Raw genomic sequence first — 23542 nt, forward strand, 5'->3', positions numbered from 1 at the left:
TATAAAAAATTAAAAAAGTATAAATTTAGATCTATTCCCTATTTGATAAACACCAGCAAAAAGCAGTAAAATGATACTATTAAATATTAATTTTATGTTAACAACTTCGGAGACTGTCATGAAAAGCTTAGTTTCTAAATTAGCAGTGTTACCTTTAGCTATCGCATCTGGTATGGCAATGGCAAGCACAAACCTAGTTGAAAACGGGTCATTTGAAAATAACACTGTAACTGGCCATGGTGGACAATGGCAGTTATTCAGTAATATCGATAACTGGAGCCGTAGTAACAATGCTAAATTTGAGTTACAAACTAACAAATTAGGTATTGTTCCAGCTCAAGATGGTAATCAACTTCTTGAACTAGACTCAACTGCTAACTATTCAATTTCACAGAGCGTAGCTACTTCAGCAGGTAAAAAGTACGAACTTACTTTTTATTACTCTGCGCGTGTTGAAGGTAATGCGACAACAAACGCTGCCAAAGTTTTATGGAATGGTAATGAATTAGCGACCATTAATAGCAGCACAAAAGGCTGGACTAAATATAGCTTTACTGTAGAAGCAAACGATACTAGTTCAGTATTGAGCTTTGCTGGTGCTGGTAAATCAGACTCTTTAGGCGCATTTCTTGATAATGTTTCTCTAACAGAAATTCCAGAACCTTGTGCAGTTGAAACAGGTCTATATGGTATTAATAACTTCGGTTCAGAAACTGAGGGCTATGTTTATCATTTCAACCCAGTTTCAAGCTCTGTCACTATTGTTGCAGGCCTAAATAACACAGCTTCAAATATTGCAAGTAAAGACGGTGTGCTTTATTTCATGGAGCAACTAGATAAGAGCAGCAAAGCATCTAAAATTTACAGCTTAGATTTAGCAACTAACCAACAAGCGGAAGTAGTTGATGCGACTTCATTCCCTATTTACCGCTCAACAGTCACCGCTGATGGTCTTGCTCTTCGTGCAACAAGTAAGACATATATGTACGACTTTGATTTAGAAACAGGTGATAAGACTGTTCTTGGTAAACTATCTTACCCTGGTGATACTTTCTCAGATGGTGATATTGCTTACTCAAATGACTTTAACGTACTTTACGTGTTAACAGGTAAAGCACTTTATACACTAGATGAAGGTAGCTTAGAATTGACACTTGTTGGTGAGCATGGTGTAAATTGGGCATCAGGTATTGCGATTGCAGATGATGGTACAATTTATGTTTCAGGCCGCGAAAGTGGTGAAAATGCTAAAATCTACTCACTTGACCAAAACACTGCAGAAGCAACGTTTGTAATGGATGGTCCTTCGCATGTTAATGACTTAACATTTGTTAGTGAAGCAGTTTGCGCTGCAGAGTAAACTGTGTTTAAAACCATAAAAATGCCAGCTTAGCTGGCATTTTTTTATTTATCTTGGGTATCACTTATTTGTGAGTTTCTTTTGCTCTAACATTTCTTTCCAGTGCATTACTTCTGTTGGCAAGATAGGAGCTACACCTTCAAACCCAGCAACTTCAAGCATTTCTTCAACGCTCACAACACCTTTCTTACGTTTAAATACCCCTCGTACATAGGCAATCGCATGCAATCCACGCTCAGAGTGAAACTTTTGTTCGATGTAAAAGTATTTATGGTCCCAGCCAACTAAACGCGTACTAACAGTGTATTTTTGCATTGGTTTAATATCGCGAATATAGGTAATTGCAGTCGCATTAACGATCGGGAACCAACGACGTTTCATAATATGTTGAAGCAATCCTACTCTTTCTGTCATCCAAGTGCGCGCCAAATCCATCATTGCTAAATAACGGGAATTAGTCAGGTGCAAGTTAATATCGCAATCAGTCGGCAGTGCTCTGAATTCAATATCTATCGTGTCGAGTAAACCTTGATAGTCACGATTACGTTTGATTTTAAAAAACAATAATATTAGTCGAAAATATAGATTCACAATAAAAGGTCTAACCAGTTGATAATTCACAAAGTGTATCACAGCATATTGCTAAGGCGAATATTCTGCTCTAATCTGTGCATATATTATTATAAAAACAGATAAGCCTAATGAAACTATTCAGTTTGGTAACTCTATTTTCTGCAAGTTTATTTACCGGCTCAGCATATGCTGACTTCAACTTTCTAGGTAACGGTACTTTAAAATACCCAACGGGTGTGGAAAAAGATTTTAAATTTGGTTTTGCTTGGCAACAAACTGCCGAAAAATTCACTATTGGTGATAAAAGCTATGACATGTCTTTGCCTGAGTCATACTCCGTTGCGATTACACTGAGTAAAGACGAACAACAAGTTTGGGTACAAGAGTTTAATAATGGCTTTATTGAAGGCTTCAATTGGCAAATAGCAGATCACTCTTTAAAACTCGAAAAGCGCAAATTTAGCGACTCCGTCAAAGGCGATTATGTTATAAGCCTAGATAACCGAGATTACTTTTTTGCCCGCAATAACATAAGTATTGTTATCAAATTTGACAATGACGGTATCAAAAATATTGCCATTGATGGTGTCACCAAGGATATGGGTACCAAACAGTAGCAAAAAGCTTAGCTTTTCACCCAAGCTTTTTGCTTAATTAACGATTATTGTGGGGGGGTTACTTTTAAACCTTCACTGTCTTACGGTTAATGCCATAATCTCGAAGTTTGTTTGCCACTGCGGTGTGGCTCAAACCTAATCGCTTAGCAAGCTGTCGAGAGCTAGGATAAGCCGGATAGAGCTTACGAAGTAAGGTCGCTTCAAAGCGTTTTACCGCTTGATCTAAAGTTCCCTCAAAGTCAGACTCAAGATAACCTAAATCATGAGTAAAGGTTGGTAACTGCAAATGTTCAATACGCAGTTCGTTATCATCTAACAACGACACCGCACGGTAAATCGCATTTTCTAATTGGCGTACGTTACCCGGCCACGGATAATCTTGTAAAAAGCGTAAACAATCTTCAGACATTACAGGCACAGAATGACCATTTTGTTGGGCATACTTTTGAATAAAATGTTCTGCTAACGGGCCAATATCAGCTTTTCTGTCACGTAATGGCGCAATTTCTAAGGTCAAAACATTAATCCGGTAATAAAGATCTTCTCTAAATGTCCCCTCTTGCACCATGGCCGGTAAGTCTTTTTGCGTTGCAGCAACAATACGTACATTCACTTTTACTTCGTTTTCATCACCGACTTTGCGAAATGTGCCATCTTGTAAAAATCGCAGCAACTTAGTTTGCAATTGAGTCGACATTTCACCAACTTCATCTAAAAACACCGTACCACCATCGGCTTGCTCCAAAACGCCACGTTTTGGTGCCGCGTTTTCTTCATAGCCCGCATAACCAAATAACTCTGACTCAGCCACGTCATCAGGTAACGATGCACACGATAAGGCAATAAAGGGTTTTACTGAACGGTTAGATGCATAATGACAAGCCCGTGCAAGTAGTTCTTTACCTGTCCCCGTTTCACCAGTTATCAAAATTGGCGCTTCAAGCTGTGCCATTTTGCGAGCTTCACGAACAACACGACGCATTGCAGTGCTAAAATTATGGATTGTCGCAAAACTTTCTTGGCCATATCGACGAAAGGCACTCACTTGCTGACCAAGTCGACTTTGCGATTTAATGTTAATAACGGCGCCTGCTAACACATCCCCTTCAGCACCTTGTGGAACTGAAATAGGAAGAATATCAGCAATAAAATCTTCGCCAGCAACTTCTACACGCGTTGTTTGACCAAGCACCTCTTTACCCTCTAACCAGCGAGTAAAGTTAAAGCCTTTCAGCAAGTTATTAATATTAGCGCCTATAACTTCATTTTCAGATAGCTGTAAATCGCGACAAGCTGCATCATTGCATAATCGCACCCAGCCTTTAGCATCAATAGATATTACACCATCAGGCAATGCTCGCAGTAATGTATTTAATTCATTATGCTCTCGCTCAGAAGGTAGAAATGCAGTTGTGCGAACATCCATCACGCCGTCAATTAAGCGAATAGAAGGCATGATCTTTTGAAATTGCTCAAATTCAATAGGAGGAAAACTGACATACATACGACAATTAACCGAATCTACTTCAATACCTTTTAAGTCAACCTGATAACTTACTAAGATATTGAGAATCTCTTGTGCGATACCGATTCGGTCAGCACAGTGGATATCTAAACGCATTACATCCTCAAAAAACGGGAACCTATAGTATGAGAATAATACGCTAACTACTAGCGGCTGAATAGTCTATTGTAAACAATTTTGGACAATTTAAAGTACTTGCTCAGCTATCCAGATGCCAAAAGATCCGCTTTCATTGCAATGAATTACACCTACCCAAACAAAAATAACTCATCACATAAACTTAAAATGAATTGCTAAGTATTACTGACAAGTATCAAGCAATCTTAAATTGGTTGTATTTGGTAAGGTTAAGTTAACGCAACAAATGGTGTACCTACCGCAAGATCTTCCCCTGACCAAGAGGTCTATGTATACTGTAGCGCACTTGTAGCTAGGATAAGGGTGTGTCCTATACCCTTAAGTTCATAACTTGAGCAACAAACCATTATCTTAGCTGCATCAAAAAACATGGCCGCCCGTTCACTGAATAAATTACATAGAACGACCAAAGCAAAAACAATAAGGCCTCAAATAAAAACTTAGAGTTAGGAAGTAAATATGAGTTCATTACCTAAAGCAGGTGACTTTTTAGGGCATCCTAAAGGGTTATTCCTGTTGTTCGGCACAGAAATGTGGGAACGATTCGGTTACTACGGCATGCGCGCCATTTTAGTTTTATATTTAGTAGCGCTTGTACAAGAAGGTGGTTTTGGTTGGTCAAATGCAGACGCATTGAGCCTATATGGTACCTTCACAATGGCTGTATATATCACACCACTATTCGGTGGTTGGTTAGCCGATAACGTATTAGGACAACGTAAAGCAATTATCCTTGGTGGTTTATTAATGGCTGCAGGCCATTTCACTATGGGTATTCCTCACAGCTATTTAGCTGGCCAAGAAGAAAATATTTTCTACATTGGTTTAACACTTCTTTGCATTGGTAACGGTTTATTCAAGCCAAACATTTCAACTATGGTAGGTGATCTATACAAAGAAGGTGACCAACGTCGTGATGGCGCGTTCACTATCTTCTACATGGGTATCAACCTAGGTGGTGCATTAGGTCCTCTAGTTGCGGGTTATGCTGCAGCTGCAATGGGCTGGCAATGGGGTTTCATCGTAGCTGGCGTAGGTATGGTGATCTCAGTTCTTCTCCAACTTGCACTAAGTAATAAATACTTAGGCGAAATCGGTGTAGTACCTTCAGCTAAGCTTTCTCAAGCACAATCTGAATCAAATACTAAAGAGCCATTAACGAAAGTTGAAACTGACCGAATTAAAGTTATCTTTACTATGAGTGTATTTAGCATCATCTTCTGGATGGGCTTTGAACAGGCGGGTGGTTTAATGAACCTTTTCGCTAACGATTACACAGACCGTATGTTACTTGGTTTTGAAGTGCCTGCTTCATGGTTCCAATCTTTAAATTCAATTTTCATCATTGTTTTTGCACCTTTAGTTGCCATTATTTGGTTAAAGCTTGATAAACGTGAACCTAATTCACCAGTTAAATTTGCTATTGCACTAATTTTCTTAGCACTTGGTTTCATCACTATGATCTTCGCGTTAATGACACAAGGTCAAGGTGAGCACCTACAAATTAGCATGATGTGGTTAGTATTATTCTACTTATTCCACACACTAGGTGAGTTATGTTTATCTCCAATTGGTCTATCTATGGTGAGTAAACTTGCACCTCTTCGTCTAGCTTCAATGCTTATGGGTATTTGGTTCCTATGTACAGCGGTTGCAAACAAGATTGCTGGTTTCGTAGGTTCATTCCTAGGTGAAGGTGAAGAAGCGTTAGACAACGCGATGGGTATCTTCATTGGTTTAGGCGCAACAGCGATACTTTCTGCTGTGATCATGTACTTACTAAGCGACAAACTTGTAGCTTGGATGCATGGTGCTGAAGGCCAACACGAGCCACAAACTACTGAGCACATCTTAGCTGAAGAGCTAGAAGTGACAGCTGAAAAGCAATAAAACTCAATCCCCACAGCTAGAGCTGTGGGGATACTTATAGCTTAATAGGCTACTAGTTAATAGTAGCAAAGTCACATACACTCCCCTTTCTGCCATTAATCTTTCCGATATTACTTTCTAATTTGAAACATTAACTCAAGAACGCTTCCATACAATGGCATAACTCCTATTTAAAAACTCTCAATTTCTGAACTTCGTTTAGTCATAAACTTGAGATACCAGCCCTTAACAACCAGCATAAAAATGTAAACAATTCGATACATTCACTCTAACTTTATTTGGCGAAAACAAAACGAATAAAATACAAAAAAGCTTATAAATATCAGTTCATTAAATATTTATTAACGGCGCTTTATTTACTCTTTTTGATCTTTATTTTTACTATTTTCACTTCACATGATGAAATTAAAACCATTGTCTCATTAAATTTACAAAAGGGACTTTGGCTAAATAACGCTGTGATCTTCCCCAAATTGAATTTCTGGTTAATCATCCGCTCATTACATAACAATAATTCTTTTTAGCGCAGTGCTTATAATTGCGGGAGTAATGACAATGAGCGAAGTAAATAATCCGTTAGGCCTAATGGGCATTGAATTCACTGAATACGCAACACCTGATGCAGATTACATGGACAAAGTGTTTACTGATTTTGGCTTTTCAAAGCTAAAAAAATTCAAAGGTAAAGACATCGTTTACTATAACCAGCATGACATTCATTTCTTACTAAACAATGAGCGTGAAGGTTTCTCTGCTGAATTTGCTAAAAGCCACGGCCCAGCAATCTGTTCTATGGGTTGGCGTGTAGAGAATGCACAAAAAGCATTCGAGGTTGCTGTTGAGCGCGGTGCAAAACCTGCGACAGACTCAACTCACAAAAACTTACCATACCCTGCAATTTACGGTATCGGCGACAGCTTAATTTATTTCATCGAGCAATTTGGCGACAAAGGTTCTATCTATGAGTCAGATTTTGAAGATTTAAGCGAGCAAAACATTGTTGAAGACAAAGGCTTCATCCGTATCGACCATTTAACCAATAACGTTTATAAAGGCACGATGGAAACATGGGCTAACTTCTATAAAGATGTATTTGGTTTTACTGAAGTTCGTTACTTTGACATTAAAGGTCAAAAAACAGCGTTATTATCTTACGCACTAAAATCGCCGTGTGGCACTTTCTCGATTCCAATCAATGAAGGTAAAGATAACAACAACAACCAAATCGATGAGTACTTAAATGAGTACAATGGTCCGGGTGTACAGCATTTAGCATTCCTAACGAATGACCTAGTAAGTTCACTTGATAAGCTTGACCAATCAACGATTGCGACACTAGATATCATCCCAGAGTACTACGACACCATTTTTGACCGTGTGCCTTGGGTTAAAGAAGACAAAGAGAAGATCCGTAAGCATCAAATCCTTGTAGATAGCCAAAGCGAAAACTGTTATCTACTGCAAATTTTCTCGAAGAACCTATTTGGTCCTATCTTCATCGAGATGATCCAACGTGTAGATGACGGCGGTTTTGGTGAAGGTAACTTCCAAGCCCTTTTCGAGTCAATCGAACGTGATCAAGAGCGTCGTGGTGTAATCTAAACCGCCATATTGCGCTTAAAAAGCAGCGTTTAACACGCTGCTTTTTGTCGTTTTAAATTCTGTTTTAAACTAACTGTTTAAATTGCGTTGATTGCCTCCATATAGATAACTAATAAATCAGCGCGAACCAATAAGGAAAGAGTATGAGCCTAATTAACGAAACCCACGATATTAATCTAAAAAGCTGGGTTGCATCTGCTAACGAAGCGAACTGTGACTTCCCAATTCAAAACCTTCCTTTTGCAGAAGTACGTCGTAAAAATTCAGACGAAGCGTTCCGTGGCGCTGTAGCTATTGGTGATCAAGTTATCGACTTAGCAAAAGTAAATGAACTTGGTTTATTCTCAGGTGATGCACAGATTGCCGTTAAAGCTGCAAGCCAAGCTACACTCAATGAATTTATGGGTCTTGGTCAGCAGTATTGGTCTGCACTGCGTCTAGCGTTATCAAAAGCACTTCGTGAAGGTGCCAGTGAGCAAGCGCAATTAAGCGAAGCGCTTATCGCTCAAGCAGACATCGAATTTGCACTACCGTGCCGTATTGGTGATTACACTGACTTTTATACCTCTATTTACCACGCAACAGCGGTAGGTAGTCTATTCCGCCCTGATAACCCACTTCTACCTAACTACAAATGGGTACCAATTGGTTATCACGGCCGTTCATCGTCAATTGATGTATCTGGTCAAACGTTCCACCGCCCTAATGGTCAAACTAAAGCGCCAGATGCAGAAGTACCATCATTCGGCCCGTGTAAACGCCTTGACTACGAACTTGAGTTAGGTATTTACCTTGGTAAAGGGAATGAATTAGGCGATGCAATTGCCATCGAAAATGCTGAAAACCACGTATTTGGATTCTGTGTATTTAATGACTGGTCTGCACGTGATTTACAAGCGTGGGAATACCAGCCGCTTGGTCCATTCCTTGCGAAAAACTTCGCTTCGACAGTATCACCTTGGATTGTTACGACAGAAGCACTGGCACCATTTAGAACAAACTGGACACGTGACGAAAACGATCCACAACCAATGGACTATTTAGAGTCAGCTCATAACCGTGAGTTTGGTGCATTCGATATCAAAATGGATGTGCAAATTGAAACTGAAAAGATGCGTGCAGCCGGCGAAGCACCAACACAAGTATCTAAATCAAGCTTCAAGCACTCTTACTGGACAGTTGCGCAAATGGTGACTCACCACACTGTAAATGGCTGTAACTTTCAACCAGGCGATATGTTAGGTTCGGGTACGCAATCAGGCCCTGAGCACGAAGAAGCAGGTTCATTATTAGAGCTTTCTCGCGGTGGTAAAGAAAAGATCACCCTTGCTAATGGTGAGCAGCGTGCTTTCTTAGAAGACGGCGACAACGTAATTATGCGTGGTTGGTGCGAAAAAGACGGTTTTGCACGAATTGGTTTTGGTTCAGTTGAAGGAACCGTGCTACCTGCTAAATAAAAGTAACTCACTATTTTTATTTCCAGAACAAGTGTTAAGGGCATTTTTTGCCCTTTTTTTTGTGCTTTTTCAGCTGAGTTACAATTTTTTGCTGGCTTTTTTAACTGAGGTTGCTATCTTAACTCGGTTATTAGTTAAATTTTGTACGCCATGTTAGTTAAACTTAAGTCTTTTTATCGCACGTTTTTTCCAGCTCGACAGCTGTTGATCCGTCAAAATGGCGAAGTAAAACACTTGGTATTAGCGCCTTGGCTACAATTGACGACCTTAATGGTTATTTTAATAGCCATTGCTTGGCTAAGTATCTCAACACTTCAAATCATTTCACAAGCAGACAAGATAACCAGCATTGAGCAAAAACAGGTTACCAAGCAGCAAGAGTGGAAAAAGCAGCACTTTCAACAGCAAGCTGCCTATGAAAAACAATTAGAGCAACTAGCAATTCTTGAGCAAAAACAAGCGCTATTGCAAAGCATGATTGAATCACTACCAGAATCGATGAACAAACCCACCTTGCCAAACGATGCTGAACCTCTACTTTTACCGATTAAAGAAAATGCTGAAGATTTTCATGCTCCTTTAGAAGATGAGCAGCAACCAAAACAAGTAAAACACTTAGAAAGTATGACTGAGCGTTTAGCACGTCTTGATGCGGCTTATAATCGTAGTTTCGTAGTGCTAGATGAACAAATCAAATTACGCCATCAAGAAATTGTTGCCATGCTCGAAGGGGCTGGTCTTGATAGCAGTCTAGCCAATACCTCAATACTTGAAAGCTCAGACACAGCCCAGGGTGGCCCGTTAGACTTGTTTGACGAATCAAGAATTCCTGCTGAATTTTTAGCAATTGCCGACAACTTACTAGCGTTAAACAACCTAGAAAACTTGCTGAGTGAGTTACCACAAACACTCCCTGCTGCTGACTACTATATTTCTAGCAGTTTTGGCCTACGCAAAGACCCAATGAATGGCCGCCGTGCTTTTCATAAAGGGGTTGATTTAGCAGGTTGGCATAAAACCGAAATTTTTGCTCCAGCCGATGGCACCGTACTTCGTGCAGGTCGTAATGGCGGCTATGGCAACTTTATCGAACTACAACACAAAAATGGCTTCGTTACTCGCTTCGGCCACCTTAATAAAATTAAGGTTAAAAAAGGCCAAACAGTAACTAAAGATGATGTCATCGGTTTAATGGGTAGTACTGGCCGTAGTACCAGTACCCACCTACATTACGAAGTTTTAGTGAATGGCAAACATGTCAATCCAGTTAAAATAACAAAGGCGCTTTCTCGTGTTCGGTAAAAAAAAACAATCAACAGCTAGTTCGTCTGGCTCATCATTAAAAAGAACCAACCATACTCCTTCTATTATTTCTGAAGACGTACGCTTAACAGGTAGCCTTACCAGCCAAGGTGAGGTTCAACTTGATGGTCGTATCGAAGGCGACTTACATGTTAAACACTTAGTGATTGGTCACACAGGTATGATTGAAGGTGTTATCGAAGCAGACAGTGTGGTCGTAAAAGGTAAAATCATTGGTTCACTCATTGCCAACAAAGTGACAATTGAAAGTACTGCTGAAGTCCATGGTGATGTATTTCACGACACTTTAAGTATTGAAGCCGGAGCTATCATTGAAGGCAGCTTAAAACATCGTCACGAAGAAGATAATGTGGCGCCTATTAAGCCTGAAGAACAAACGAGTACTTCAATATTGGCTGATGATGACAACGACTTGTCGTTTGTAAACAAACAAGCCGCTGATAAGTCTTAACTTTTTTTGGCGGTTACATACATAGTAATATCCGCGGTGAAGACAAGTTCATCGCGGCTATTGTAAACCTTAACGGGCACAAGCAAATCCTGCTTTTCTAGCCACTCACTCGGCACGTCTATCTGTGCAACTGCACGCATGTCTGTATCAATTTTTGCTAGGTAGTTCACTGTCATGCCTTTTGGGATCCAGCGATGCGTTTTTGCCGGCACAGTTGCATCAACCATTAAGCCAGCACAAAGCTCTGCCACATTGCACTGTGCAATTGCATGGATGGTACCAATGTGATTATGGATTGCGCGGCGATTTTTAACAATTGCACTGCAATGCCCAGCAGTCAAATTTGTGATCAATGGCTTTATAGACCCAAAGTAAGGTGCTTTAAAGCACACGGCTTTACTAAACAACCAGTTACCTTTCGGCAATGACTGACACTTAGTCCAAATTTTTAATAATGATGATGGTGAGCTCACGACGTTTATCCATTATTTTTATGATGTAAGATAAAAAACTAACACATCAGACCAGATAGCGAAATGGAAATTTTTTGTAAGCAGTTTTAATGATTACGTATGTATTACACTTTTAGCCAAGTGAACGCTTTTCTTTTCCTTTAGGGGCACATAAAATACCGTTTTAAAGGAGAGCGAATGCAGTCACGCCAGCACAAAAACCTCAGCTTACTATTTATTCTTGGCCTTCTGGTTATCTTTAGCCCGTTAGCAATAGATATTTACTTACCCGCATTTCCGACCATTGCAGAACAATTCAGCGCTTCAGAAAAGCAAATTCAGCAAACCGTCGCTATTTTTATGCTTACCGTCGGGCTTGGACAGCTCATTGCAGGGCCATTAGCAGATAAATTTGGTCGTAAGCCTGTGGCAATCACCGGTGTGACAATTTATGGTTTAGCGGCGTTTGGCGCGTATCTGGCACCTGATTTTGCAAGCCTGATGATTGCAAGAGCACTGCAAGGTTTGGGGGCCTGTGCCACATTTGTAGTAGCCTTTGCCATTGTAAGAGATCGATTTGGTAGTGAACGCAGCGGCCAAATTATTACTTATCTTAACGGTATCGTTTGCTTTATCCCTGCCCTCGCGCCAATTTTAGGCGCTTGGCTCACAGTACAGTTTGGCTGGCGCATGAACTTTTTATTCATGGCTGTATTTGCACTCATTGGTTTATTCATAACCTTGTTAATGTATAAAGAAACCCGCCCTGCAGATAGTGTATATAGTGGTCATATTCTTGACCTGCGCCGTTTTATGCCAATTATCAGCACGCCATTGTTTTTATTCCATAGCTTAATTTGCTTGGTAACTATGTCGGCTATTTTAGTCTTCGTTACGCTAGCACCTGGCTGGCTTATTACTGAATTAGGTGGCAGTGTTACCGACTTTACTTTCTGGTTTACCTGTAATGCGGTATTGAGCATTGTTGCAAGCTTTATAATGCCACTGTACATCAAACGTCAACCAAAGCGCGCGTTAAAAGCAGGACTCCTGCTGCTTGTAATTGCAGGAGCCTTAATGTTGGCCTTTAGCCAACAACGTACTGCGCTTGCGTTGATGTTTCCGATGTTTATTGCTGCGTTTGGTTTTGCACTGACACTTGGCTCATCAGCAGGCCGTGCATTAAGTTTGTTCCCTAAACAAGCAGGCACAGCATCAGCACTTATTGGCTTAATGCAAATGAGTGGCGCAAGTTTATTAGTGTTTATAACGCAATTGTTAAATTTGACTACACCAGTATTAATTGGCGTACATTTTTTAATGCTCATCCCATTTGCCTACTTATTGATCAAACATAAGCATTTGTCATAAATCAGCGGGCATTAATTGCCCGCTTTTTCTTTTTCTAGAAGCTTGTTAAAATCAACTACCTAGCTTTTTATCTTTGTGCCGATGATCAATCCAGAATTTCTACTGTCGTTTTTAGGCGCCAGCTTTTTAATTGCCGTAGCCCCCGGCCCTTCTAATGCATTTTTAATGGCACAAACCTTTGCCAATGGCCGTAAAGCCGGAATGCAAAGTGCCTTTGGTTTTGCCTTAGGTGGTGTAGTGCATACTTTTTTTGCGGTGGTGGGTTTAACAGCAATCTTAAAAGCATCGACTGTTGCCTATACCACAGTCCAGTACTTAGGTGCGGCGTACCTGTGCTATTTGGGCGTAATGACGTTAAAGGACACCTTCACACAGCCTGAGCCAGACTGCGACGAAAAACCCCATGTAAGTACCAGTAAAAAGCAAAATGTGATGTTTCAAGCAATGATGACCGAGGTACTCAATCCTAAAGTCGCTCTATTCTTTATTGCGTTTATTCCGCAGTTCGTCGATCCGAGCTTATCTTCAACGACCTTTCAGCTCGCTTTTTTTGGCTTACTCTACCCGCTTTTTGCTTTTCCGATCGACTGCACGTATATTTATTTCGGCGATAAGATAGCCAGTTATTTTCGTGATCACCCACAAACCCAAATTTGGATTGATCGGATCACGGGGCTGGTGTTTATTGCACTAGCAATTAACCTATTGATATAAGAGCACTTATGGAACAAAAACAACAAGCCTTACCAGCCAAAAAGAATATTGCCCTCGTAGCCCATGATGGTAAAAAAGCTGCCCTTCAGGCGTGGTGTGAAAAACACCAAGACATTTTAAGTAAGCACACGCTATACGGTACGGGTACAACCGGTCATTTAATCGAGCGTACAACTGGGCTTGAAGTGATTAAGCTGCTAAGCGGCCCTATGGGGGGCGATCAACAACTTGGTGCTAAAATTGCTGAACATGAAGTGCACATGCTGGTGTTTTTCTGGGATCCACTTGCATCGCAGCCACACGACCCAGATGTAAAAGCATTACTGCGTTTAGCTGCGGTTTGGAATATTCCTGTTGCCTGTAATGAAGTCAGTGCCGATATGCTATTAAGCTCACCTATGATGGAAACTGAGCTGTGCCGCACGTTGCCAGATTACGAAAAATACCTCGCAACGCGCCAAGTGACTCTTTAGTTCTATAAGTCGATATCTCAAAGTGGGGCGATTAGCTATAAAGCTTATGCGCCCACTTAGTTAAACCTGCAGTCACACTACCAAAGTGATCTCCGTTCAGCATTGCAATATCACCTAAATGGGCTTTTAACGCAGCCTTGATAAGCGGTGATTGTGCACTACCGCCCGTTAGGTAAATAACATCAGGCGTTGTACCTGCTTCTTGAATCGCTTGTTTAGCTAGGCTCACGATCTGGCTTATCGAATCATCAACGGCTAAAGCGAGATCTTTTAGCGTTAAGCACTGCGTTAAGTCTGAATCTAAGAAACGCAAATCTGTAGTAAATTCATTCGCTGATGAGAGCGCAATTTTTGCCGCCTCGCCTTGCTGCACTAATTGATGACCTTGCTTATTTTGCTGCAATTGAATTAAGCGTTTAAAAAGCGCAGGCTCTCTGACTTCACGAAGTTGAGTCAGTAACTCACGATGATGGGCATCGCTATAAAACTGACTTTGCAGATTTACATCATTGATTTTACAAGCTTGCCAAAACGGTTGATTCGGCAGTGGAAGTCCCGATTTAAACTCAGTGCCTAAACCTAGTAATGGCATTAAACCATGAAAGCTCAGCGCAATATCTAAATCATTTCCACCCACACGCTTACCACTGTGAGCTAAAAAGTCATTGTCACGGCACTGTTTTTCACGAAAGCTCGGCCCCATTTGTACAAATGAGCAATCGCTAGTCCCCCCGCCAATATCGACAACCAACACTTTTTGGTCTTGCTGCAATGAGGTTTCATAATCAATCCCCGCCGCTAACGGCTCATATAAAAATGAGACCTCTTTAAAGCCTGCGCGTTTTGCTGCTCGCTCTAATATGCCGAGCGCTTGTTGATTAGACTCTTCACCACCGACTGATTGAAAGTTTACCGGTCGTCCAATGACCGTTTCTGTTAATGTGTCTTGCAAAGATTGCTCGGCGCGTTGTTTAATTTTCAAAATCATCGCCGTGGCAATGTCTTCAAAGAAGTTTTTTTGCCCTTGCTTTAAGCCAACTGCACCAAAGAATGACTTAGGTGATTTTACAAAGTAACCTTCTTCAGGAAATTGCACATACTCGCTAATTGCTTCGCGACCTATAAATAAGGTCTCATCACCAGCTTGAATATCGAGGTCAGATTTAATCCGAGGAATGGTATTTAAAAGCGCTTGTCGCTCAGTTTTAAAGTCGTGCTCAAACGGGCTACCTGTCAGATGTTTTGTGACAAAATCGACAACTAATGCACTGTGATGAGTATAAAGTGTTGAGGGTAAATACTGTTTGCCTTGCTCAAGGGGTACTAAAGAGACTTGTTGCTCATTATCCATTACACCGATTGCACAATTTGAGCTACCGTAATCAAAGCCAGCAAACATTCTAACACCTATACATCAATAAAAAGGCCGCGAAATTTACCATAGTCGCAGCCATTTTTGAATGACGCTATGGCGTTTCATGCAAAAAGCTTGCAAAACGTGGTAAGCCATTTTTAGTAAAGCCATGATATTTGTAGGTAATGGTACTACCTATCGCAGGGGGTGATGATCTTTGTTGATCGGTAAACCCCGAGCCAATTTTAAATTCGGTCCCATCACTGCTGCGCACTTTAAGTGCACCAAGCATATTTTTAAACTTACCCTTTCCTGCGATATAACCGATTACAACCGCTTCAGCGTCAAAATAAGGCTTTAACTTTAACAATGCATCACTACGCCCTGTACTGTGCTTAGCTGAGGCTAAATGCAGCATGACGCCCTCAGCACCTTGTGCGACTAGCTCATCCATAAACAAACTAAGTTGCTTGTTATCGTTAAAATGTTTTTGCTCAACAGCTTTAATATGCTCAATTTTCAGCTGGTTTACTAACCTTGAATAGTTTTCATAGCGCTGACTAAACGACTTTGCGGCATCAGGCATATCAAATATCATGTAACTGACGGTTTGCCATTCAGACTCTACAGGTGTGACTTTTCGAACAATCCCGCTCACATTGGCAAAGTCTTGGCGCTTAGTCCAAAGCTCTCCATCAAGCCAAACATCTGGCAGCGGCGCGGTAAACCACTTTGGCGCATAAATTAGGTTACCATTTCGGGTTACTAATTGACTCCCAGTCCAAATAGCTCGAACGCCATCATATTTTTCACTAACTAAATAGTCAGATACATTTACCTTTTCGGCTTGATAGACGTTTGCTAAAAGGACTGAAGGAGCTTGTTGCGCCTCGGCTGAAAAGCCTATAAATAAAGTGATTGCGCACAAAAGCGCACGAGTGAATTTAACCATCATTGCTTCCTTGCAAATTTGTGAGTTTTGAAGTGGCTATTCCTGCTTAATCGTAACCACTTAACAATAGCTGTTTTGTGATTGCCAGCTAATTATAGTTTAGTTTCTAGCCATTTGAAAAATTCGTTCAAATCAGCAAACACGCCTGCCGCTTTACTAAAATCATGCTCTAACGTGAAATGATTAGGCACAGCAAACACAGCAACACCGGCATTGCTCGCAGCGGTGACACCGGTATAAGTATCTTCAACTGCTACGGCTTCATTAGCTGTAATATTTAACGTATCAAGAGCTAGTTGATAAGGGTCACCAGCAGGTTTAGGATTGTTAACATCATCTTTGGTAACCACACAATCAAACCAATCAAAAATGCCATAGCCTTTTAAAATAGGATAGGCTTCATTTTTTGCACTGCCAGTTACTAAAGCCATTTTTAAACCACTGGCTTTTACTTGCTCTAGCACTTCTCTAGCGCAAGGCATATAGGCGGGTAAATGAGTACTAACAAAATGGCCAAATGCCGCGTACTTATCATCCGTTAACTGCTCTGGATTGATACTAAGCCCATAACTTTCAACAACCTCCTTTGCGGCTTCAAATGTTGGTCTGCCAGAAAAGCGCTTACAAAAAGTAGCTTCATCATACTGCACACCAAAAGGAGCTAATAAATCATTCCAAATATTAAAATGCACACTTTCAGAGTCCACTAAAGTGCCATCCATATCAAACAATACTGCTTTTAAAGTCATCCTCATTCCTTCAAAGTAAAAAGGTGCCATAGGCACCTTTAAATATGATTATTCTGTTAAGCCCGCAGGTGGCTCAGCAAACGCTTCCTCGCCGGTTTCTACATCAACCAGCTCGTAGCCACGTTGCTTTCTTACCACTTTTAAAACCGGCTTAGAAAACGCTGTTTTTAAACGATCTGCATCTGCTTCAAGTTCTTCGACTGTATTACCAAATGGTGCGGCACCGGTTTCTGACCAGTTAGTCACTTTACCATTTAAGTTATATTCAACTTCATGAATTTGATATTGTGCCGCTTCATCTTTTGTTGCTTCACAAAAAATGACACGGTAGTTCCAAAATCCAGCCATAGCTATTCTCTTTCTCTTTAATTAATCCTGCCACTTTAGCAGTTACCAACGCGATTATAAACGAAAAAACCCGCTATACAGCGGGTTTTAATAGGACTTATTTTTCAGCTTAGAAGAAGCTTACTTTAAACTCAGCACCGATGTAACGCTCTTCGTTCACCATTGCTGTGTTGTTATTGAAGTCGATAGCACCGATTGATTGCTGCTCATCGAACATGTTACGAACGAATGCTGATACTTCATATTCGTTGTCGCCTTGTGCCCAAGCATAGCCTGCACGTAAACCAACTTCAGTTAAAGGCTTGCCTTCAAACTCAACTGACTCGTATAAGAAGTAGTTGATTTCACTGCGGTAAGACACGTCAGCGTAAGTGAAGAATTCACCATCAGCTACTTCGCGGCTATAACGTAATGTAAGGTTAGAGATCCACTCAGGTGCGTGCGGTAAGCTGTTACCGTCAAGAACAGCTTGACCTGCGCTGTTTAATGAGTTTGTTACAGTACACTGCGCACATACGTCAACAGCTAAGTCTTTATCTTTAAGCTCAGTGTTGTTGTAGCTTAAGTTAAATGTAGCATTTAGGTTGTCAGTTAATACCCACTCAGTGTCTAACTCAAAACCGTAACCAGTTGTCTTATCAGCATTAACTAAACGGTTGAAGTTTGCACCACCGCCTACAGCTGTTAATTGTTGGTCATCCATTGTGTAGTAGAACACAGTTGCGTTAACACGACCTTGACCGTCAAGTACGTCTGATTTGATACCTGTTTCGAATGACGTCACAGTTTCAGACTCAGCAACAGTAACTTCATCACCGAATAAGATACGACCTTGAATACTTGGTGCACGGAAGCTGTTAGCAACACGTGCGTACCAGTTTACGTCATCGTTGATCTTGTAGTTAGCAGATAAATCCCAGCTAACGTGGTCGTCACTTGGGTTTTCTGTTAGGTATAACGCACTACCACCAATTGGGCTTAAAGTACGGTCTGCTGAGAACTCTTTTTCGTCATCTGAGTAACGAAGGCCCGCAGTGATTTTTAAATCATCTGTGATTGTGTAATCTAATGAACCGAATACCGCCCATGCTTTAGTATCTTGCTGCTGGATAACATAGCCGTTTAACTCACCCGGTGTTGAACCGTATGTATCGTAGCTGAAGTTTTCGATTGTTAACGCTTCGTCAAAGTAGAATACACCTACTTGGAAGTTTACGTCGCCAGCATAGTTGCTAGATAAACGAAGTTCTTGCGTGTATTGGTCTTGATCTGGAATGCCGTCAGCACTTTCTGACGTAAATGGAATGAAGCCAGGACCCATATCTGGTAGGTAAACGGCACCGTAACCACCGTCGATGTCAGCGCGAGAATAGATTTCAGCGCTTTCCCACGCAGAGATTGACGTAAGAGTTAAATCATTGATATCCCACTCAAGCTTTAAGCTTGCGCCTTGAGATTCAACTTGCTGTGTCGCACGAGAAGCCGCATCGTGATAAACCACATCGTGCTCAAAATTATCTACTAAGTCGTTTGAACCCGCTTTAATAGCGTTACCACGGAATGCGATTGGCTTACCGTCCATATCACGAACGTGGTAGTTGAAAAGACCTGTGAAATCGTCACCTTCGTATAAAAACTGAATACGTGCCGCTTTTTCAGTGTAACCACCTAAAACGTCATCTTGTTCAAAACCAGGTGCACGATTATCAATGTAATCGTCTTTTTCTTGCCAAAGTATAGAAACACGCGTTGATAAACGGTCTGTTAAGCCACCGCCAACAGCACCTTCAAAGTCAACTGCGCCACGGCTACCGTAAGATACTGAACCATAGCCTTCAAATTCTTGTGATGGTTTAACTGTATCAAATTTAACAAGGCCAGCCGGTGTATTACGACCGAATAAAGTACCTTGTGGGCCACGTAGAACTTCTACACGTGCTACGTCAAATACAGGGAAACCTTTTAAGATTGCGTTCTCTTGAACAACTTCGTCTACAACTAACGAAACTGGTTGAGAAGCATTTAGGTCAAAGTCAGTGTTACCTAGACCACGAACATAAAAGCGTGGGAAAGAACGACCAAACGAAGATTCGATTGATAAGCTTGGGATCTTCGCGTTCATAAAACGAATATCCATACCAGCTGAGCTGTAAGCGTCTAAGTTGTCACCTTGTAATGCAGATACAGCAACAGGTACTTCCTGAGCATTTTCTACACGTTTACGTGCGGTGATTTGAATAACTTCTAGTTGGTTGTTTTTTGCTGCTGGCGCTTCGTCGGCAGCAAGAGTTGAAAATGAAGTACCTGCTACGGCAGAGAACAACGTTGCATTGATAAGTGTTGCTAACGTAGATCTTTTCATTGCTTTCATGTCGGGTTTTAACCTTTTTTATGCACTCTTATTCAACGGTGATGATGTTGCGTCAATTCATTTGACGGGCTCGGCCAATTTTTCGCGCCTTGTAATAAGCTGCGCGGACCTCTAAATCGAGAGTGCAAAACGAAGTGAAGAGGCTGAACGAACGCTGACGATTATAACACTTTATGACACTTTTACTGCATTAAAAGTTAGAAATATACAAATTTTTTACAACAATTAGCGGCAACATCGGCGCATTTAGAAGATTTTATGCAATTATTTTTCAATAAAGCGGACATATGTCCTGTGCATCTAATTACAACAATGTGTAGACATTATGTACAAATGAGAGCCACTTTCATTTGCTCCTTTTTCAGTAACTAATCGGTAACTCGTGCGAATTCTGGGTTAGCTAATTCGCATTCATGCTCATTTAATAAGCCTAACACTGCTAAATTTAATTCTTCGATTACTTCCATATAAAATGCAAAGTCGACGGTCTCTACGTAGCTTAGTACATCCACTTGTAAAGCCCAAGGCGTAAAGCCTTTAAAGCGAACCCGACACGGTTCAAAGGCGATATGCTTATGTTGTTCTAATAACTCTCTTAGGGCCTGCATAAACGACATAAGATTTTGCTGCTTGGTGTTGGCACTGAGCATCAGTTTAGGTCGATAAGAAATTCGCTCTCGTTCAGAGACGTTCTCAAGCTGCATATCAACAAACTTAGCATTTGCTACATAAATGACAGAGCGGTCAAGGGTTCGGATACGCGTGGCTCTTAAGCCTATTTCTTCCACTGTCCCCAACTGACTGCCAAATTTACATAGATTACCTATTTTTACCGGCGCAGAAATATAAAGGGTGATTGCAGCAATGATATTCTCAACAGTTTTTTGCGCTGCAAGGGCAATAGCAAGCCCACCAATGCCTAAGCCAGCCAACAAGGTAGTAGCATTAAAGCCTAAATTTTCAAACCACATAAATAGCAATGAAATGACAATCAGAGTTTTTGCTACATTGCTTATAGGTCGTAATAAGAAAATCGCTTGTGGCTTATCTTGTTTAATAAAACGCTGGCTTAATCTGTGTTTGGCAAGATCCACAGCACGTAAACAAATCCAACCCCACGCAATCAATAACACAGTTGCGCCATGGAATAGCGCCATTACAGCAATAGTGACATTTGATTGGTCGTTAAGTGAACGCGCCATAAACACAGCAAGTAACAGGCTAATTGGCCCATTAATAAAACCAATAACGTCATTTTCTACAGGGACTTTTAAGTGTGCGAGGATAAATGTGATTAAGCGAGTAATGATAATCGCGACTAGCAAAAACAACACAAATGAGAAGGCAAAATAAATCCATTGCCAAAGCATCACCCCCAAAAACTCGATGTCTGGCAAGTTATCATATAGCCATTCACCTACTTTGTTATAACCATACTCTTTGGTGAGTAACGGTATTTGACTTACCGTTGCATTTGATATTTTCCAGATCCGATTATCTGTTTTATCATCAGGTACTAGTTGTAATAAAATTTGTACCTTACCTTGTGATGTACTGATTTCCCCCACCAAATCACGATAGCTAGGCACACTTTCTTTTTGTTTACCTTCAGGCTTATTACTCAAGTTATCAACATCAACCCATAAGGTACGATCCAGTACCACTGATAAATTTTCAGCAAGTTGAATTTTTCCTAATGCTTCAACGTCTTTAGGTAGATTACGATAATCAAGATAATGGCTGGCCAGTTCAAAATCGCGAGCGCGAGCCGCTTTTAAGTAACCCTGCATTGAACTACGTGGCGTTATCCGGCCAAAGGCATCATAGGGCAAGTCATCTTCGAGAGATTCCTGCGCTTTTTCAGCTGTTGAAGGTGTATTGGTTTCTGATTCTTGTTTGACGGGCTTTTGTTCGACTTGTTCTTCCTTGCTGTCTTTATCAATTAAGGATTTAACGGTCACTTCTGGTGTGGTTGTTGCCCATAATGGCGCGTTAAACAACAGTAAAAAACACACTAATAATTTACTAAATTGTAATGAAAACTGGGTATTACAACAGCTCACGCTTTATTCCTTGTTAGATAAACATTAAATCGCTGAAATATTCAGCTAATTAAATTAGAGCATGGTTTGTGTAACTGTACAAAAAATAATTAAAAATCTTTGCAAGTAAGCGCTGAGATGTTAGTTATATAGAGACTAAAGCAAAGGAAAACGATAATGCAGATTTCAAGTTCACTCATTCCTCATTGGTCGTCATTGATGATCCATGGCGCCATTACCATCGTTTTTGGCTTGTGTGGTTGGTTTGCCCCAGAAGCTTCACTAGCGATTCTGATGTTTATTTTCGCCGCTTACTTTTTTGTCGATGGTGCCATTAGGACTTGGTTAGCTATTGCTTCAAAAAATGAAAACCCACTTTGGTGGATGCTATTAGTGGGTGGTTTGATTTCAATTGCTGCTGCACTTGTAACCCTGTTTGCTCCCAACGTAACGGCTATCTTAATGCTCTACTTTATTGCCGCATGGGCCATTGCTATCGGTGTAATTGAAATATTGATTGCGAGTAAACTACGTAAAGAGATCAGTAATGAGTGGCTGCTAATTGGTAGCGGTATTATTTCAATAATCTTTGGTGGCTACCTGATATTTAACCCAGGCGCAGGCATAATCACCCTCCTGTGGCTAGTAGCAAGCTATGCAATCGTGTTTGGCATAATGATGGTGTTACTTGCTTTGAAGCTGAAAAAACTCAATGAACAAGCATAAAAAAGCGGCTTAGCCGCTTTTTTTATTTTTGGCTGTTACGCCTTGTTAAAGCAATTTCACCATCAATATGAATATCGCGCTGCGGGAATGCGATAGTAATGTTGTTTTCAGCAAATACTTTATAGATGCTAAAACGCAGCTCACTGCGCACTTGGCGAAGCGGTGCTTCTGATTCAGCACATACCCAGAAAATAGCGCTAAAAGTTAAAGAGCTATCAGCAAAGTCATCAAACAATACTGACGATGCAGGTGTTTTTAAAATGGCTGGATGCTCATTAAGAATTTGCTTCATCAGCTTTTCAACCAATACCACATCTGAACCATAAGCAACGCCAACATTTACAAACGAACGAGCATTACGGTCAATTAAGGTCCAGTTAGTTACCGTGTTTTCTAATAAATGGCTATTAGGTACCAGCATATGCACACCATCGTTACGACGGATACGGGTTGAACGGGTATTAATAGTCTCGACAACCCCTTTTGCTGTGCCTACTTCTAAAAAGTCACCAATACGAATTGGCCGCTCCCACATTAATATCCAACCACTAATAAAGTTATTAATAATGTTTTGCGCACCAAAACCAACACCGATAGCAATGGCACCAGAAACAAATGCAAACGCCGTCAGAGGAATATTGAGTACCTCAAGCGAGGTAAACACGAGCACAGCAATAGTAACGACAAGATAAATACGCGTGAACAGGTGAACTGTGTCAGGACCTAGGTTTTTTGCCTGCAATGCTTTTTTAATTAATCGACCAATCCAGGTGACCACAAACCACATTAAAAACAGTACCAAAGGTACTTGAATTACTTTTAGTACAGTAATTTGCACATCGTTGTAGGTGAACAAGACAAACGATAGTGCAGATTGCAGATCAGCAAGGGTCATAAATTAACATTCCTAGTAAAAAATGAGTTTGATTCAGTTGTGACTAAGTTTAGCACGGCATAATAGGTGAAAACTTGGTAAATACTAAGTTCTTTATGCGCAATATGCGCTAATTATTAACTATTTTAGACTACAGCTGCTATATACATAGAGAGAGCT

General features: G+C 40.7%; 21 protein-coding genes. 11 read left to right on the forward strand and 10 right to left on the reverse strand.

Going from position 1 to position 23542, the window contains the following annotated elements; translation table 11 throughout:
• Nucleotides 1-118 precede the first annotated feature (118 nt).
• Entirely contained in the window at nucleotides 119-1360 is a 1242-nt protein-coding gene (locus IMPJCBKJ_RS05015; protein ID WP_054551960.1) for a DUF642 domain-containing protein, read from the forward strand.
• A 60-nt stretch (nucleotides 1361-1420) separates the two neighbouring features.
• On the opposite strand, the gene IMPJCBKJ_RS05020 is transcribed toward IMPJCBKJ_RS05015, so the two are convergent.
• The gene (locus tag IMPJCBKJ_RS05020) at nucleotides 1421-1951 is read right to left on the reverse strand and encodes a thioesterase family protein (RefSeq protein WP_138601468.1); all 531 of its coding nucleotides are present in this window, start codon (nucleotides 1949-1951) and stop codon (nucleotides 1421-1423) included.
• A 110-nt stretch (nucleotides 1952-2061) separates the two neighbouring features.
• Between IMPJCBKJ_RS05020 and IMPJCBKJ_RS05025 the strand changes: the two genes are divergently transcribed.
• Nucleotides 2062-2550: a hypothetical protein gene (locus IMPJCBKJ_RS05025; protein ID WP_166339050.1), complete on the forward strand. Its 489-nt coding sequence runs from the start codon at nucleotides 2062-2064 to the stop codon at nucleotides 2548-2550.
• Nucleotides 2551-2614: 64 nt separating this feature from the next.
• On the opposite strand, the gene tyrR is transcribed toward IMPJCBKJ_RS05025, so the two are convergent.
• The gene (tyrR, locus tag IMPJCBKJ_RS05030) at nucleotides 2615-4171 is read right to left on the reverse strand and encodes a transcriptional regulator TyrR (protein WP_138601465.1); all 1557 of its coding nucleotides are present in this window, start codon (nucleotides 4169-4171) and stop codon (nucleotides 2615-2617) included.
• Nucleotides 4172-4672: 501 nt separating this feature from the next.
• Here tyrR and IMPJCBKJ_RS05035 point away from each other — a divergent pair.
• From IMPJCBKJ_RS05035 to IMPJCBKJ_RS05055, 5 genes are all read left to right on the forward strand, one after another.
• Nucleotides 4673-6103 carry a peptide MFS transporter gene (locus IMPJCBKJ_RS05035; RefSeq protein WP_166339052.1) on the forward strand — a complete coding sequence of 477 codons (1431 nt, stop codon included), beginning with the start codon at nucleotides 4673-4675 and terminating at the stop codon, nucleotides 6101-6103.
• A 555-nt stretch (nucleotides 6104-6658) separates the two neighbouring features.
• On the forward strand, nucleotides 6659-7705 hold the full coding sequence (hppD, locus tag IMPJCBKJ_RS05040) for a 4-hydroxyphenylpyruvate dioxygenase (protein WP_055021474.1): 1047 nt from the start codon (nucleotides 6659-6661) through the stop codon (nucleotides 7703-7705).
• A gap of 143 nt (nucleotides 7706-7848) precedes the next feature.
• Nucleotides 7849-9162 (forward strand): fumarylacetoacetase, encoded by a 1314-nt coding sequence (fahA, locus tag IMPJCBKJ_RS05045; RefSeq protein ID WP_054551781.1) that lies wholly within the window; start codon nucleotides 7849-7851, stop codon nucleotides 9160-9162.
• Nucleotides 9163-9312: 150 nt separating this feature from the next.
• Nucleotides 9313-10464 (forward strand): M23 family metallopeptidase, encoded by a 1152-nt coding sequence (locus IMPJCBKJ_RS05050; protein ID WP_054551782.1) that lies wholly within the window; start codon nucleotides 9313-9315, stop codon nucleotides 10462-10464.
• Entirely contained in the window at nucleotides 10454-10936 is a 483-nt protein-coding gene (locus tag IMPJCBKJ_RS05055) for a polymer-forming cytoskeletal protein (protein WP_054551783.1), read from the forward strand. Before IMPJCBKJ_RS05050 ends, IMPJCBKJ_RS05055 begins: the two co-directional genes overlap by 11 nt.
• On the opposite strand, the gene IMPJCBKJ_RS05060 is transcribed toward IMPJCBKJ_RS05055, so the two are convergent.
• Complete coding sequence (locus IMPJCBKJ_RS05060; RefSeq protein WP_166339053.1) at nucleotides 10933-11409, reverse strand: hotdog fold domain-containing protein; 477 nt, start codon at nucleotides 11407-11409, stop codon at nucleotides 10933-10935. The two genes, IMPJCBKJ_RS05055 and IMPJCBKJ_RS05060, sit on opposite strands and share 4 nt — an antisense overlap.
• Before the next feature lie 177 nt (nucleotides 11410-11586).
• Here IMPJCBKJ_RS05060 and IMPJCBKJ_RS05065 point away from each other — a divergent pair, with 177 nt between their 5' ends.
• From IMPJCBKJ_RS05065 to IMPJCBKJ_RS05075, 3 genes are all read left to right on the forward strand, one after another.
• Nucleotides 11587-12759: a multidrug effflux MFS transporter gene (locus tag IMPJCBKJ_RS05065; RefSeq protein ID WP_166339055.1), complete on the forward strand. Its 1173-nt coding sequence runs from the start codon at nucleotides 11587-11589 to the stop codon at nucleotides 12757-12759.
• An 81-nt stretch (nucleotides 12760-12840) separates the two neighbouring features.
• Nucleotides 12841-13473 carry a LysE family translocator gene (locus tag IMPJCBKJ_RS05070; protein ID WP_166339057.1) on the forward strand — a complete coding sequence of 211 codons (633 nt, stop codon included), beginning with the start codon at nucleotides 12841-12843 and terminating at the stop codon, nucleotides 13471-13473.
• Nucleotides 13474-13481: 8 nt separating this feature from the next.
• Nucleotides 13482-13946 carry a methylglyoxal synthase gene (locus IMPJCBKJ_RS05075; RefSeq protein ID WP_054551787.1) on the forward strand — a complete coding sequence of 155 codons (465 nt, stop codon included), beginning with the start codon at nucleotides 13482-13484 and terminating at the stop codon, nucleotides 13944-13946.
• A gap of 31 nt (nucleotides 13947-13977) precedes the next feature.
• On the opposite strand, the gene yegD is transcribed toward IMPJCBKJ_RS05075, so the two are convergent.
• The 6 genes from yegD to IMPJCBKJ_RS05105 form a co-directional block, all read right to left on the reverse strand.
• On the reverse strand, nucleotides 13978-15345 hold the full coding sequence (yegD, locus tag IMPJCBKJ_RS05080) for a molecular chaperone (protein ID WP_166339059.1): 1368 nt from the start codon (nucleotides 15343-15345) through the stop codon (nucleotides 13978-13980).
• A gap of 67 nt (nucleotides 15346-15412) precedes the next feature.
• Nucleotides 15413-16252 (reverse strand): DNA ligase, encoded by an 840-nt coding sequence (locus tag IMPJCBKJ_RS05085; protein ID WP_166339237.1) that lies wholly within the window; start codon nucleotides 16250-16252, stop codon nucleotides 15413-15415.
• 92 nt (nucleotides 16253-16344) lie between these two features.
• The gene (locus IMPJCBKJ_RS05090; protein WP_166339061.1) at nucleotides 16345-17001 is read right to left on the reverse strand and encodes an HAD family phosphatase; all 657 of its coding nucleotides are present in this window, start codon (nucleotides 16999-17001) and stop codon (nucleotides 16345-16347) included.
• Between the two features lie 48 nt (nucleotides 17002-17049).
• Nucleotides 17050-17349, reverse strand: coding sequence for a hypothetical protein (locus IMPJCBKJ_RS05095; protein ID WP_054561952.1), 300 nt, complete (start codon nucleotides 17347-17349; stop codon nucleotides 17050-17052).
• A gap of 109 nt (nucleotides 17350-17458) precedes the next feature.
• The gene (locus IMPJCBKJ_RS05100) at nucleotides 17459-19720 is read right to left on the reverse strand and encodes a TonB-dependent receptor (protein WP_166339063.1); all 2262 of its coding nucleotides are present in this window, start codon (nucleotides 19718-19720) and stop codon (nucleotides 17459-17461) included.
• Between the two features lie 368 nt (nucleotides 19721-20088).
• Nucleotides 20089-21783, reverse strand: a complete 1695-nt coding sequence (locus IMPJCBKJ_RS05105; RefSeq protein WP_346774151.1) for a mechanosensitive ion channel domain-containing protein — start codon at nucleotides 21781-21783, stop codon at nucleotides 20089-20091.
• Between the two features lie 156 nt (nucleotides 21784-21939).
• Here IMPJCBKJ_RS05105 and IMPJCBKJ_RS05110 point away from each other — a divergent pair, with 156 nt between their 5' ends.
• Nucleotides 21940-22488, forward strand: a complete 549-nt coding sequence (locus IMPJCBKJ_RS05110; protein ID WP_166339065.1) for a DUF308 domain-containing protein — start codon at nucleotides 21940-21942, stop codon at nucleotides 22486-22488.
• Nucleotides 22489-22510: 22 nt separating this feature from the next.
• Here the strand turns inward: IMPJCBKJ_RS05110 and IMPJCBKJ_RS05115 are convergent, their stop codons facing one another.
• The gene (locus IMPJCBKJ_RS05115; RefSeq protein ID WP_054551795.1) at nucleotides 22511-23383 is read right to left on the reverse strand and encodes a mechanosensitive ion channel domain-containing protein; all 873 of its coding nucleotides are present in this window, start codon (nucleotides 23381-23383) and stop codon (nucleotides 22511-22513) included.
• Nucleotides 23384-23542: the final 159 nt, after the last annotated feature.

This window comes from Pseudoalteromonas sp. MB47 (assembly GCF_011319765.1).
GTDB lineage: Bacteria > Pseudomonadota > Gammaproteobacteria > Enterobacterales > Alteromonadaceae > Pseudoalteromonas > Pseudoalteromonas simplex.